Consider the following 13,976-nt stretch of genomic DNA (forward strand, 5'->3'; position numbering starts at 1 on the left):
TCCCAGAATAACCTAAACACTTAAACGATAGCGTCCTCTTTTCCGACGAGCTTTAATCACTTTACGTCCGTTGACGCTACGCATTCTCGCTCTAAATCCGGAAGTGCGCTTCTGTTTGCGCGTGGTTCCTTCTAAAGTACGTTTACTCACTGCTGATTTTTCTCCTTAAGATAGAGTTAGTCTATAGATATTAAAGACACAATTTTTGATTATAACAAAATTCCTAGGAATTTGGAAGCCTATGGTCAAGCTCCGTTTTGGTCGAGATATCTGTAATTGTCTCCCGGTGGCTGAAAAGCGCGAATGGTTAGTCACTAATGGTATTGGGGGTTTTGCCGCGGGAACTGTGGCCGGATTGCTAACGCGCTGTTATCATGGCCTGTTGATCGCTGCTTTGGCTCCACCGACGAAAAGAACACTTCTAGTGACTAAAATCGATGAATCGGTACAATATAACCAGAAACTCTATCATCTGGCCAGCAATCGCTGGTTAGGTGCTACGATCGAACCACAAGGCTATATTAATATCGAAAGTTTTCATCTGGAAGGGACAATTCCCGTCTGGACTTTTATCTGTGGGGATGCCTTACTAGAAAAGCGTATCTGGATGGAACAGGGAGAAAATACCACCTATACTCGCTATACCTACCTTCGCGGCAATTCTCCTTTAACCCTGAATCTGACTGCTTTTGTCAATTATCGCGATTTTCACGGCAATACCCAGAGTTTTAACTGGCAAATGGCTATTAGTCCCCTAGAAAAAGGAGTAAGAGTGATTGCCTATGACAATGCTGTACCTTTTTATCTATTAATCAGTCAAGGAGAGGTTTTTCCCGCTCATATCTGGTATTATCGCTTTGATTTGGCTGTGGAACGTTATCGTGGTTTAATCGATCGGGAAAATCATCTCCATGCCGCCAGTTTTTCGGCTACTCTTAAAGTGGGAGAATCGGTGACAATTGCCGCTAGTACCCGTCCCGATCCCAGTTTAGACGGTCAATCTTCTCTAGAGTCTCGCTATCGCTACGAGAATAGTCTGATTAATCCCCAGCAGCCGCCATGGATTCAACAACTTACCCTCGCTGCCGACCAGTTTATCGTTAGTCGTCCTCTCCGGGATCAACTGGATGGCAAAACGATAATCGCGGGTTATCCTTGGTTTGGTGATTGGGGTCGCGATACGATGATCTCCCTAAGAGGATTAACTTTGACTACAGGCAGATCTGCGATCGCACGTCAGATTTTACTAACTTTTTCCCGTTATCTAGACCGGGGTTTATTGCCGAATTTACTGCCCGATGGGGGAGAAATGCCCGAATATAACGCTGTCGATGCTATTCTTTGGTATTTTGAAGCCATTCGTTCCTATTTTAACCAAAGCCAAGATTTTGAGTTTCTCAGAACTATTTATCCCGCTTTAACGGAAGTGATCGCTTGGTTTCGTCGCGGTACTCGCTACAATATTCACCTAGATGACGATGGTTTGATCTATGCCGGCGAAACGGGAGTACAGTTAACTTGGATGGATGCCAAAGTTGATGATCTGGTAATTACTCCCCGCATCGGCAAACCCGTAGAAATTAATGCTCTTTGGTTCAATGCCCTAAAAATTATGGTTCAATTTGCCCATTATTTGGGCATGGATGCCACTGATTACGAAAAAATGAGAAAAATGACCTTAAAAGGGTTTTCTCGCTTCTGGGACGATTCTCTAGGGTACTGTTACGATGTTTTAGATACGGACAAGGGTAATGATGCCAGTTTACGACCGAATCAACTTTTTGCCCTGTCTTTGTCGGTGGAGGAGTTATTAAATTCCCCACAGAAAAAGGCCATTCTCGATATTTGTGCTTTAAAATTGTTGACTTCTCGCGGTTTGCGATCGCTAGATGCCGATCATCCTGATTACCTTGGCGTTTACAGTGGCGATCGCTTAAAAAGAGATAGTGCCTACCATCAGGGGACAGTCTGGGGATGGTTATTAGGGGCATTTATCGAAGCCCATCTAAAAGTCTATCGCGATCCCATCCTAGCCCAGAGTTTTTTAACACCGATGATTGACCATCTTCGGGATAGCTGTATCGGTAATTTAAGTGAAATTTTCGATGGTAATGCTCCTTTTACTCCTAGGGGTGCTTTTGCCCAAGCATGGACGGTGGCAGAGGTATTAAGGGTTTGGCAAGGGATCCAAGAATTTCGGCCATAATCCTTTAAAATAAGCAATGGTTAGGTGTGTTAAACCCCCCAAAAGACCGACCCTAAAAACCTCAGTTAGACCGTTAAAGACAAAACTCTTATGCAGAAACCGCAAGTTATTTTTCTCGATGCTGTGGGAACCCTTTTTGGGGTAAAAGGCAGTGTCGGAGGAATTTATAGTCAAATAGCGGCGGATTTTGGGGTAGAGGTGGCGGCCGAGAGTCTAGAACAGTCTTTCTCGGCTATTTTCCCCACTTCTCCCCCCCTAGCTTTTCCTAAGGTTGAACCGGCACAAATTCCTGAGTTAGAGTATCGCTGGTGGCGATCGCTGACTGGGGCAGTTTTTAATAATTTAGGTTATCTGGAAAGATTTCCCGATTTTGAGGCTTTTTTTGGCGAACTTTATCATCATTTTGCCACGGCCGAGCCTTGGGTGCTGTACGAGGATGTCATTCCCGCTTTAAGACTCTGGCAGATTCAGGGGATCGAGTTGGGCATTATTTCTAATTTTGATAGTCGTATCTACCAAGTTTTGGCCGAATTAGGCTTAGAATATTTTTTTCGATCGATCACGATTTCTTCCCAGACAGGAGCAGCTAAACCCGATCGGGAAATTTTTCAAATTGCCCTGCAAAAACATGATTGTCCCCCCGCACAAGCTTGGCATATTGGCGATAGTAAAAAAGAAGATTACCAAGGAGCAAAAGCCTTGGGTATAGAAGCGTTTTTAATTAAAAGATAAAAGCGAGAAAAAGTCTTTCAGTGGGAAGAGGGGATAGGGAGGAAAAACATATCCCCAAAACCAAAATATCTGAACACTTTTTGATGTGGAGGTGTTAGAGGGATTCCTGGGATGGAATGGAAGGAGATTCGGACTGATCAGCGTTAGGATCTGTCTCTTTGGGGGCGGCCACTTTTACCAAAGCATGACGCAAAACATCTTCTCCGAGAGTGTATCCTCGCACTAGCTGCTCGACTACCGTGCCTTCGGGATGTTCATCGGTGTACTCCCGCATCATCGCTTCGTGGTAGCTAGGATCAAAGGGTTGACCTTCCGGACGCATGGGGGAAACGCCCAAACGCTTGAGACTGTCCACTAAGGTTTTATAGACCCCTTGGTAACTCTTGTGAATACCCATCTCGCCATCGTTAGCTGGTTTAATTTGAGTACGAGCGCGCTCAAAATTATCCACCACACCAAGAATTTCCATCAGGGTTTTGCCCTTGATTTTTGTTTCCAGTTCCTCTTTTTCCTTGGCCGTGCGTTTGCGAAAATTGTCGAACTCGGCTGCTAGAGTGATATAGCGTTTCTTATAGGCATCAACCTGTTGGGTTTGTTCCTCTAACTGCTGTTTGAGAGTATCAATTTCCTCTTGTAGAGTATCGATAGTCATTCCACCTAGAAAGGAAAATTCCTCGCTAGAGGCGGCCTTGTCCGTCACCGTTTTGGCTTCATCGGTGACACTGGCTTCTGATTCGTTTGTAGGAGATTCAGGGGAATTAGAGGAGGATTCTTGGTTTTCGTCGAAAATTGCTGAGGTATTTGGTTCTGCACTCATGGTATAGGATTTTATTGGGGAATTTGGCAACATATGACCATTTAATGCTGATTTTGGTCTTTAAGTACCAGCTAGTAATCAAAGTTTAACCCTTAATGTAACATTTTGTGGACAAGATCTGTAACTAAATATAAGCAGCCCCGATCGATAATCAGTGATCTAGAAAAATTTTTGCTAGAATGGAATTTTATCATTAAAATTGGGAAGATTAAAGGCTAGTGGAGAGGTTAGGAATCGTCTATGACATTTTCTTCCAAGAAAACCCGTGCTGTCGCCCTACGCAATTACTTTTCCCCCTTTGGTAACAAGTTAGTGCAGTCGGGCTATATCGGTGCCGAGCAAATGCAACAGGCCCTGGTGGAAACGCGAAAATCGGGGCGATCGCTAGTAGAAATATTGCAAAAACTAACCGGGCGGCCTTTGCCCCCGGATTTACAGCGACAGTATAAGAAAAACCAGTTATTTGAACTAAAAATCCTCTACGGAGTCGAATCGCTCGACCCAGAATTGAGCGATGTGGATGGACTGGAAATAGCCAGGCTGATCGATTCTTTGATTCCGATCGATCTTTGTCGTCGCTATCGTCTCATCCCCCTGCGTCGAATCGAAGGAGAGCCAGCCGCGATTTTGATAGCCATGGTCGATCCCGACAACCTCGCGGCTACTGACGATATCAATCGTATCCTCCGCCCCAGGGAGTTAGGTTTACAGCGTTTGGTGATTGCCGGGGAAGATTATGAAAGATTACTGGAAAAATTCCACTCGGCCCAATCGGAACTAGAACGGGAGAAAGCCCGACTGCAAAAAGAAAAAGAACTGGAAAAACTCTCGGATCTGACCGATATTGTCGGCAGTCTTGATTTGACCTCTGGTGTTGCTAACGATGAAGTGGCCGATGATCTCGGAGAAGGGGATGCTAATCAAGCCCCCGTCATCAACCTTGTCAATAAAATTATAGCTAAAGCTCTACAGGAAGGATCCTCCGATATTCACATCGAACCCCAAGAAGAATTCCTGAAAATTCGCTTTCGCAAAGATGGAGTTCTTCATCAAGCTTTTGAGCCACTGCCGAAAAAAATCGCCCCGGCGGTCACAGCCCGGTTTAAAATCATGGCCGATCTCGATATTTCCGAACGTCGTCTTCCCCAGGATGGTAAAATTCGGCGGATGTATCAAGGACGAAAAGTAGATTTTCGGGTTAATACCCTGCCCAGTCGCTACGGGGAAAAAGTCTGTTTAAGGATTCTCGATAACTCGGCTACCCAGTTGGGTTTAGATAAACTAATCACCGATCGAAATACTCTGCAAATCGTCCGAGACATTGCTAGTCGTCCCTTTGGTCTGTTGCTGGTGACAGGCCCCACCGGTTCAGGGAAATCCACCACTTTATACTCGGTGTTAGCGGAAAGAAATCACCCTGGGGTCAATATTAGTACGGCCGAAGACCCGATCGAATATTCTCTGCCAGGCATCACCCAGGTGCAGATAATTCGCGAAAAAGGCATGGATTTCGCCTCGATTCTGCGGGCATTCCTGCGACAAGACCCGGATGTGATTCTGGTGGGAGAAACTAGGGATAGGGAAACGGCTAAAACGGTGATCGAGGCCGCCTTAACCGGTCACTTGGTCTTAACTACCCTACACACCAACGATGCCGCAGGTGCGATCGTTCGTCTTGATAAGATGGGGATTGAACCGTTCATGATTTCTGGTTCTCTGTTGGGAATCTTGGCCCAGCGTCTCGTGCGGCGCGTCTGTACCCAGTGTCGGGTCGCCTATCACCCTAGTCAAGAGGAATTAGCCCGTTTTGGTCTTTCCGCTGCCAATGAACAGGAAGTGACTTTTTATAAGGCTAATACCCTAACTATGGAGGAAATTCAACAAGCGCGAAAACAGGGCAATCTCTGCCTTAAGTGTGCTGGCAGCGGTTACAAAGATCGCATCGGTGTCTATGAGGTAATGCAGAATAGTGAACGAATACAGCAGTTAATTAACCAAGGGGCGACAACCGATCGCATTAAGGAGGCGGCCGTTGATGAGGGCATGGTGACACTCCTAGCCTATAGTTTAAATCTGGTGCGCGAGGGTTACACCACCCTCGAAGAAGTAGAACGGGTGACACTGACCGATTCTGGTCTAGAAGCGGAATTAAAAGCCAAACGGAAAAGCGGTTTAATCTGTCGTGGTTGTCGCGCCGAACTACAACCAGAATGGCTCGATTGTCCCTATTGTATGACACCGCGATTTAGTTATTAAGACAGTTTTTCAGTTATCAGTTATCAGTGATCAGTTATGAGATTTGAGTTTTAAGTAAGGAGTATTAAGTGAGTAGTCTTAAATAGCACTTTCCCAATGTCTTTTCAATAGTTACTGGTTATTGTTCACTGATTTTACCTTATAGATGGAGTTTAACTTATGGAATTAATGATCGAAGATTTAATGGAACAATTGGTCGAGATGGGCGGTTCCGATATGCACATTCAGTCCCGTGCGCCGGTCTATTTTCGCATTAGTGGCAAACTCATCCCGATTAATGAAGAATCTTTAACCCCGCAAGATTGTCAGAAATTGATTTTTAGTATGCTCAATAATACCCAAAGAAAAGAGTTAGAGCAGAATTGGGAATTAGACTGTTCCTACGGGGTGAAAGGATTAGCAAGATTTAGGGTCAATGTTTATAAAGAAAGGGGTGCTTATGCAGCTTGTTTACGGGCTTTGTCCTCTAAAATTCCTAACTTTGAACAATTAAATTTACCTAGAGTAGTACGGGAGTTATCGGAAAGACCGAGGGGATTAATTCTCGTAACTGGCCAAACAGGTTCAGGTAAAACTACCACTTTAGCGGCAATTTTAGACTTAATTAATCGGACTAGGTCTGAACACATTTTGACTGTAGAAGACCCAATTGAATACGTTTTTCCTAATATAAAAAGCCTGTTTCACCAACGACAAAAAGGAGAAGATACCAAGAGTTTTGCTAACGCATTAAGAGCAGCTTTACGAGAAGATCCTGATATTATCCTTGTGGGAGAAATGCGGGATTTAGAAACAATTAGTTTGGCAATCACGGCGGCGGAAACCGGTCACTTAGTCTTCGGAACCCTACACACTAGCTCGGCAGCGGGAACAGTGGATCGGATTATTGACGTTTTCCCCGCTAACCAACAGGCACAAATTCGCGCCATGTTATCCAATTCTTTACTAGCAGTTTTTAGTCAAAACCTAGTCAAGAAAAAAAATCCCAAACCGGGGGAATTTGGACGGGCAATGGTACAGGAAATCATGGTGGTAACTCCAGCGATCGCTAACCTAATTCGCGAAGGAAAAGCCCCCCAAGTTTACTCGGCAATTCAAACGGGAATGAAGCTAGGAATGCAAACTATGGAACAGGGATTAGCTAATTTAGTTGTTAGCGGTGTTATATCCTTTGAAGAGGCAATTTCTAAAAGTAGTAAACCCGATGAATTACAACGTCTGGTCGCTGGGTCCGTTGCTAACGCCAAAACTAAAGCCCGTTTCCAATGATAAATACTGTTTAAAAGGCATAGGAGATTGGGGAGTACCGAAGCAGGGACAATAAATAAAAATAATCTCCTGACTCCTGATGGCTAACAGCTAACAGCTAAAAAACTGATAACTGATAACTGATAACTAATTTGTCCTATGCCTACTTTTGTCGCACAAGTTAAAAGCAGCTCTGGAAAAGTTTTCCAAGAGAAAGTTGAAGCTATGTCTCCCGATCATGCTCGAATGATACTGAAGGCAAAATATGCCGCCGTCGGTAAAGTCAAAAAAGCGGGAGGAGAGATCGATCTTTCTAGTTTAGAGTTGATATTTGCCAAGATTTCCATCAAAGATAAAGCGGTTTTTTCCCGTCAATTTTCGGTAATGATTAATGCTGGTGTGCCGATTATGAGATGTTTGGGAGTTTTGGGGGATCAATCCAGTAATCCCAAGATGAGAAAAGCACTACAAGCGATTAGCACCGAAGTACAGCAAGGGAGTCCGTTATCGCAAGCGATGGCCAAACATACCGAATGTTTTGATGAACTTTATGTCAGTATGATCGAAGCTGGAGAGACGGGGGGGGTACTCGATGAAGTGCTGCTCCGTCTCTCGAAACTTTTGGAAGATATGGCCCGCTTGAAAAACCAGATTAAATCAGCGATGACCTATCCGGTAGCGGTGGGAATTTTGGCGATAATTGTGTTTTTCGGGATGACGATCTTTTTAATTCCCGTGTTTGCGAAAATTTTCACCGATTTGAAGGTGCCACTACCAGCTTTAACGCAATTTATGCTCTTTTTAAGTGGTGTGATGCGTAGTTGGTTGATTTTAATTCCGATTGTCACCATTGCTGCCACGGTTTTTTTGCTGCGTCGCTATTACAAAACCCCGATAGGTCGTCTGCAAATTGACTGGTTTTTCCTTAAAATGCCCCTTTTTGGCGATTTGAATAAAAAATCGGCTGTGGCTAGATTTTGCCGGGTTTTTGGGACTCTGACGCGTTCTGGTGTCCCGATTTTGAATTCCCTTGATATAGTTTCTAATACGGTGGGTAATCAGGTAATTGCTAATACGATCGCTAGTGCTAAGAAGGAAATTCAGCAGGGGGGAATGATGAGTTTGTCCCTACAAAAAGCCAATGTTTTCCCACCTTTGGCCATTCAAATGATTAGTATTGGTGAAGAAACAGGAGAATTAGATGCCATGATGATGAAAGTGGCGGATTTCTACGAAGATGAGGTGGAACAGGCCGTTAAAGCTTTAACCAGTATCATTGAACCCTTGATGATGGTTGCTATTGGGGTGATGGTGGGAACTATTCTTGTGTCTATGTACCTACCCATGTTTAAAGTCTTCGACGCCTTGCAATAAGTTTATCAGTGATCAGTTATCAGTGACTATTGCCGGTAGCCTGAAATCAACCAGATTTTAATTTTCATCTCCTTTTATTTGATTAGGTGAATCTGTCTCTTAGGAAACTTTTGGTTGTTCAAAATTACCGGCCAGCTTTGGTTGATGATTCCTTGGAATTAGTCGATCAAGATTAGCTGACTTTCTGGGGTTAGAGCATAAAGGGAACAATTTACGATGGTTAAGCTCCTAAAATCAAGCGCTGACGATGAAAATTAAGCAGCGAAATCTCTTGGACAGAAACCCTTTCTAACATCTCGACGATATGATCGGGCTGCAGTAAAGTGCCATCATTGCGACAACTGCCCACATAGCACAAAACGGCTTGTTTGTCAACAGTTTTTAACTCTAATTCATATAATTGTTCTCGCAGATTAATCGTGACTTTTTTGCCGGATTTGGTGGTTTTTTCCCGTTCCATCACCGTTGCTTGTTTAATTGCCTCGATCCAATTTTGCCACTGTTGGCAGTCAATTCCCTCGCTATTAAAAGTGAGCAAATACTCGGCTTTTTCCAACAAACGGGTGGCAGCAGGAGCATTTAAGGGAATTTCTTCCACCTGATAAACCGGCAAATCTGCGGGTAATTGTGCGGTTAACTGCTGTTTAAACGTCTCTAAATCCATCACTTTTGTCAATTCAAAATCGACAATCTCACCGCTACTGGTTGCTCCCAAGGATAAAGCATTGGCGATCGAAATGCGCGGACCGGGGTGAAATCCACCAGTAAAGGAAATGGGAATAGCAGCCCGACGGACGACGCGATCAAATAAACGCACCAGATCCAAGTGGCTAACTAGAGCCATTTCGCCAATTTTGCCAAACCAAACCCGAATTCTTTGGGTGCGTTCTTGATTGGGTTGAAAATGTCCGGCAAAAGCGGGAATCGGGGGCGCTTCAATGACGATATTATGGCCAAAATCGACGCTACAAACGCCACAATGGGAACAACCCTCAAAAGAACAATCGGGGACCGTTGCCGCGTCTAGGGCGCGTTTTAAGTCCTCCTCTAGCCATTTTTTATCGATACCGGTATCCAGATGATCCCAGGGCAAAGGACGCTCTAAAATATCTTTGTCTGTATCGGCAAAAATATTCCATTCTCCCTGTTCTACCTGACGATATTTCCAAGTTAAACCGGATTCTTCGATCGCCTGTGACCATGCTTGATAGGCTTTTTCCGTATTATCCCACCAAGCATCCATCCCGGCTCCCAATTGCCAAGCGCGCAGCACCACTTTCCCTAAACTTCTGTCACCGCGACCGATAAAATCTTCCATGGCCGAGATGCGGACATCGGTATAATTGACTTTTACCCCTCTCATGCCTTGGAATTCCTGTCTTAATAACTCCTGTTTGCGGATAAATTCGGCCGTCGAGACGGAATGCCACTGGAAGGGGGTATGGGGTTTAGGCGTAAAATTCGAGATAGTTAGGGTAAAATCGAGGGGTTTCCGCTTCGGTAAACGACATTCCCGACGCAACCAACGCACCGTTTCCGCGATACCAATCACATCCACATCGGTTTCCCCCGGCAAACCGATCATAAAATAGAGTTTAACCTTATCCCAACCCTGTTCGACGGCAGTTTTTATCCCTCTGAGTAATTCTTCGTTGGTTAACCCTTTGTTAATCACATCGCGCATTCGTTGGGTTCCCGCTTCCGGTGCAAAGGTTAAACCCGATTGACGATTGCCCCCAATTATGTTAGCAATATTTTCGTCAAAGCGATCGACTCTTTGACTGGGTAAGGATAGAGATATATTCTCATTCTGGAGACGGTTTTTAATCTCCATACCCACGGCAGGTAAAGCTAGATAATCGGAGCAACTGAGAGATAATAGAGAAAATTCGTTATATCCCGTCGCTCGCATTCCTTTTTCAATCGATTCGATTACTGCTTCCGGTTGCACATCCCGCGCAGGACGGGTTAACATCCCCGGTTGACAAAAACGACATCCCCTAGTGCAACCGCGACGAATTTCCACCACTAGGCGATCATGGACTGTTTCGACGAAGGGAACTAAACCGATAGAATAGGCTGGGATAGGAGTGGCTACCCGGCGTAAAATTCTTTGCGGTACATCGTCACGATTGGGGATAACTGCACCGATTGGGGTGACATCGTAGAAACGCGGCACATATACCCCCGGAATTTGGGCTAAATCTAGTAATAGTTCTTCTTTGCTTAGATTAGCTAGTTTACCTTCTTCTAAAATTAAACCGATTTCTGGCAATAATTCTTCGCCATCACCAAGGGCGATAAAATCAAAAAAGTCGGCGTAGGGTTCGGGGTTAGAGGTGGCAGTTTGTCCCCCGGCAAAAATTAGCGGATAGTTACCCGCATCTCTTTCTCTCCAAGTCAAGGGAATTGCCGCTAGGTCGAGCATTTCTAAAATATTGGTTGCTCCTAGCTCGTAACTAAGACTAAAACCGAGAATATCAAAATCGGTGAGGTAACGACGGGATTCTAGGGCAAATAGGGGGGTTTTTGTCTGTTTGAGTTTTTGGGCTAAATCCGGTGCGGGTAAATAAGTGCGATCGCAGAGTTGGCGAGGTTGTGCATTGAGGATATTGTAGAGGATAATATGGCCGAGGTTAGATGCCCCCACTTCGTACACTTCCGGATAGGTTAACACCCAACGAACCACCGCACTTGCCCATTCTTTATGTTTAGCACCTAACTCGTTGCCCAAATAACGCGCTGGTCGAAAAATGTCGGGGGTGAGCAGTTGGTCTAAAGCAATAGTCACGGCAATCTACCTCAGATATCGTCAGCAATGGGTGCTTTTCTACTATAGCAGCCAGAATCGAGTCAGTTATCAGTTATCAGTTATCAGAGTTCAGTTCACTGATTACTGTTTACTGTTCACTGAAAATACTTCCCACTTCCCCATCTCCCTAAAATTCCAGAGGTTATAAGATAATTAAGCGACGATGAAAGAACCGTTAATTGAATTGAGAGGAGTATCGAAAAGATTCGGGGATAATGTTATTCTCGATGGTTTAGATTTAACCATTTATCGAGGGGAGGCCCTGGTAATTATCGGGCCGTCGGGGACGGGAAAATCAACGGTTTTACGGTTAATTGCGGGATTAACGGGGATAAATGCGGGAGAAATTCGTATTAAAGGCCAATTGCGTCAGGGATTGCTAGAAGATGGTCGAGAAGCGATGCGAACTTCCTTAGTTTTTCAACAAACAGCCCTGTTTGATTCTCTCACCGTCGGGGAAAATGTCGGTTTTTATCTCTACGAACAAACTAACTTAAAAAAAGCCAGAATTAGGGAATTAGTGGAAAAAAGCTTGGAAATGGTCGGTTTACAGGGAATTAGTGACCTTTATCCTTCGGAACTATCGGGGGGAATGCGTAAACGGGTGGCTTTTGCCCGCGCTATTATCACTAATCCCGATAATCCGGCTGATAATCCTGAATTACTGCTGTATGATGAACCTACCGCCGGATTAGACCCAATAGCTTCTACAATTATCGAGGATCTAGTGCGGACTCTCCATGAAAAATCAGGGTCTGCGAACACTTATGTGATGGTTTCTCACCAACAAAGTACCATCCGACGCACCGCCGATCGAGTAGTATTTCTCTATCAGGGAAAAGTGCAATGGCAGGGAGTGGTGGCAGATATCGATCGTACCGATCATCCCATGATTCGGCAATTTTTTAGTGCCAGCATTGAAGGCCCGATTAGGACAATCGTTTAAGCTAGATTAAGCTAAATTAAGAACTATCGAGAATGAGAGAAAAATCATGCAGAGTTCGCGAGCTTTACGGGAAGGAAGACTAGGTTTGTTTGCCCTAGGCGGATTATTGGTCTTTGGGGTGCTCGCTATCTGGGTTCGCGGGGGGGGATTTGGTCAAAGAACCTATCAATTAATCTTCGAGTTTGCTGACGTGGAAGGGTTACAAGTCGGGGCGCCGGTACGTTTTCGCGGGGTGAGAGTGGGAAGAATTACGAGTTTTATCCCGGGGAGTAATCAAGTGGAGGTTATTGCCGAGATTGCTTCTGCTACTTTAGTTATGCCTAGGAAGGTAACTGTTACTACCAATCTTTCCGGATTAATTGGGGAGGCAGCCATCGATATCACTCCCTTAGTTTCTTTAAGTGCTGAGGCCAAAAATCTCGACCCTCTTAGTCCCGACTGTGATCAACAGTTAATTCTCTGTAATAATAGCCGTTTACAGGGGAAAACAGGAACACAATTAATGTCTAGTGTTGGTCGTTTAGTGGATACTTTTACCAGTCCTGAATTTGTGGGTAATCTCAATGATGTCACCAAAAATACCGCTATAGCGGCCCAAAAAATCGCCCGTTTATCCGATGATACCTCCCAAACTATCCGGAATGCCCAAAGAGAAATCTCTCGTCTATCTTTGGAATTAGCTGCCACCAGTCGCTCGGTGACTAATACGGCTAATAATGCCTCCCGTTTTGTCAATACTTTAGATAATACCGTTCAGGAAAATCGCAGTCAAATCAGCAGAACTTTTCAACAATCTTCCCAATTAGTCGCTAATCTTAATGCTGTTCTCAGCGAAAATCGGGGACAAATTGTTAATACTCTCGATAATATTAATCAAGCTAGTTTAGGTATTGGCAGTCTCGCTAATAATCTCAATAATACCGCCCTGAGGTTGAATGCTGGTTTAGATGAAATTGATACTAAACAAGTCATGCAAAATGTCGAGACTATTTTGAATAATGCAGTGGAAACATCGAATAATTTACGAGAAATTACTAAAACTATTAACGATCCTGCTACAATTGTCGTGCTGCAAAAAACTCTCGAATCCGCTAGGGTGACTTTTGAAAATACTCAAAAAATCACCTCCGATATTGATGAGTTAATCGGTGATCCCCAATTTCGCGAGAATTTAAGACGTTTAATTGATGGCTTAAGTAATCTGCTTTCTTCTGGGGAACAGTTAGAATATAATTTGCGTATCGCTCAAACTTTAGATACCATGACTCAAGAGTTAGCTAAACAAAAAGTTTTGACCATCTCTCGACCTTCTTTAAATCCTAAGCAAATGCAACTCTATCCCCAATTTATCGTTCAACAACCCCCCACGAGTGAAAAATGACAAAACAGCACAATTCAAGCGATTGGCAGTGAACAGTAATCAGTGAACTGAAAACTCACATCTGATAACTGATAAGTAGTCATGCAAAATTAATTACCCAAATAAAAAATTAAGAAGTATAATACATAAAAAAACGAAGCAGCAGGAAAATACAATGAGATTGATTAGAGACCTAAACCCCGAGAGCCAGAAAATGCTAGAGAG

Annotated in this window: 10 protein-coding genes; 7 read left to right on the top strand and 3 right to left on the bottom strand. The window is 44.1% G+C overall.

The genetic code is table 11. From position 1 onward, the window contains the following. Positions 1-12: 12 nt before the first annotated feature. Positions 13-150, bottom strand: a complete 138-nt coding sequence (gene rpmH / locus O9323_RS16510; RefSeq protein WP_002739276.1) for a 50S ribosomal protein L34 — start codon at positions 148-150, stop codon at positions 13-15. Between the two features lie 91 nt (positions 151-241). On the opposite strand from rpmH, the gene O9323_RS16515 reads away from it, so the two are divergent. Both O9323_RS16515 and O9323_RS16520 read left to right on the top strand, forming a co-directional pair. Next, positions 242-2,206, top strand: coding sequence for an amylo-alpha-1,6-glucosidase (locus tag O9323_RS16515; protein ID WP_288125443.1), 1,965 nt, complete (start codon positions 242-244; stop codon positions 2,204-2,206). 90 nt (positions 2,207-2,296) lie between these two features. Continuing rightward, entirely contained in the window at positions 2,297-2,938 is a 642-nt protein-coding gene (locus O9323_RS16520; protein ID WP_002752085.1) for an HAD-IA family hydrolase, read from the top strand. Positions 2,939-3,032: 94 nt separating this feature from the next. Here O9323_RS16520 and grpE read toward each other — a convergent pair whose 3' ends face one another. Next, positions 3,033-3,755 carry a nucleotide exchange factor GrpE gene (gene grpE / locus O9323_RS16525; protein WP_002738986.1) on the bottom strand — a complete coding sequence of 241 codons (723 nt, stop codon included), beginning with the start codon at positions 3,753-3,755 and terminating at the stop codon, positions 3,033-3,035. A 240-nt stretch (positions 3,756-3,995) separates the two neighbouring features. On the opposite strand from grpE, the gene O9323_RS16530 reads away from it, so the two are divergent. The 3 genes from O9323_RS16530 (at position 3,996) to O9323_RS16540 (ending at position 8,633) form a co-directional block, all read left to right on the top strand. Further along, positions 3,996-6,011, top strand: coding sequence for a GspE/PulE family protein (locus O9323_RS16530; protein ID WP_288125444.1), 2,016 nt, complete (start codon positions 3,996-3,998; stop codon positions 6,009-6,011). 159 nt (positions 6,012-6,170) lie between these two features. Continuing rightward, positions 6,171-7,280: a type IV pilus twitching motility protein PilT gene (locus O9323_RS16535; RefSeq protein ID WP_288125445.1), complete on the top strand. Its 1,110-nt coding sequence runs from the start codon at positions 6,171-6,173 to the stop codon at positions 7,278-7,280. A gap of 138 nt (positions 7,281-7,418) precedes the next feature. Continuing rightward, the gene (locus O9323_RS16540; protein WP_002752093.1) at positions 7,419-8,633 is read left to right on the top strand and encodes a type II secretion system F family protein; all 1,215 of its coding nucleotides are present in this window, start codon (positions 7,419-7,421) and stop codon (positions 8,631-8,633) included. Positions 8,634-8,853: 220 nt separating this feature from the next. Here the strand turns inward: O9323_RS16540 and O9323_RS16545 are convergent, their stop codons facing one another. Then, the gene (locus O9323_RS16545) at positions 8,854-11,424 is read right to left on the bottom strand and encodes a TIGR03960 family B12-binding radical SAM protein (protein ID WP_288125446.1); all 2,571 of its coding nucleotides are present in this window, start codon (positions 11,422-11,424) and stop codon (positions 8,854-8,856) included. 184 nt (positions 11,425-11,608) lie between these two features. Between O9323_RS16545 and O9323_RS16550 the strand changes: the two genes are divergently transcribed. Next, positions 11,609-12,391, top strand: coding sequence for an ABC transporter ATP-binding protein (locus O9323_RS16550; RefSeq protein ID WP_002752097.1), 783 nt, complete (start codon positions 11,609-11,611; stop codon positions 12,389-12,391). A gap of 46 nt (positions 12,392-12,437) precedes the next feature. Then, entirely contained in the window at positions 12,438-13,772 is a 1,335-nt protein-coding gene (locus O9323_RS16555) for an MlaD family protein (protein WP_288125447.1), read from the top strand. Positions 13,773-13,976 lie beyond the last annotated feature (204 nt).

The sequence above is a fragment of the Microcystis sp. LE19-131.1A genome (genome assembly GCF_027532015.1).
GTDB lineage: Bacteria > Cyanobacteriota > Cyanobacteriia > Cyanobacteriales > Microcystaceae > Microcystis > Microcystis ichthyoblabe_A.

Excerpts from the sequence above, each read along its gene's own strand:
- O9323_RS16515 (WP_288125443.1), top strand. The coding sequence starts at position 242 with ATGGTCAAGCTCCGTTTTGGTCGAGATATCTGTAATTGTCTCCCGGTG.
- O9323_RS16520 (WP_002752085.1), top strand. The coding sequence starts at position 2,297 with ATGCAGAAACCGCAAGTTATTTTTCTCGATGCTGTGGGAACCCTTTTT.
- grpE (WP_002738986.1), bottom strand. The coding sequence starts at position 3,755 with ATGAGTGCAGAACCAAATACCTCAGCAATTTTCGACGAAAACCAAGAA.
- O9323_RS16530 (WP_288125444.1), top strand. The coding sequence starts at position 3,996 with ATGACATTTTCTTCCAAGAAAACCCGTGCTGTCGCCCTACGCAATTAC.
- O9323_RS16535 (WP_288125445.1), top strand. The coding sequence starts at position 6,171 with ATGGAATTAATGATCGAAGATTTAATGGAACAATTGGTCGAGATGGGC.
- O9323_RS16540 (WP_002752093.1), top strand. The coding sequence starts at position 7,419 with ATGCCTACTTTTGTCGCACAAGTTAAAAGCAGCTCTGGAAAAGTTTTC.
- O9323_RS16550 (WP_002752097.1), top strand. The coding sequence starts at position 11,609 with ATGAAAGAACCGTTAATTGAATTGAGAGGAGTATCGAAAAGATTCGGG.
- O9323_RS16555 (WP_288125447.1), top strand. The coding sequence starts at position 12,438 with ATGCAGAGTTCGCGAGCTTTACGGGAAGGAAGACTAGGTTTGTTTGCC.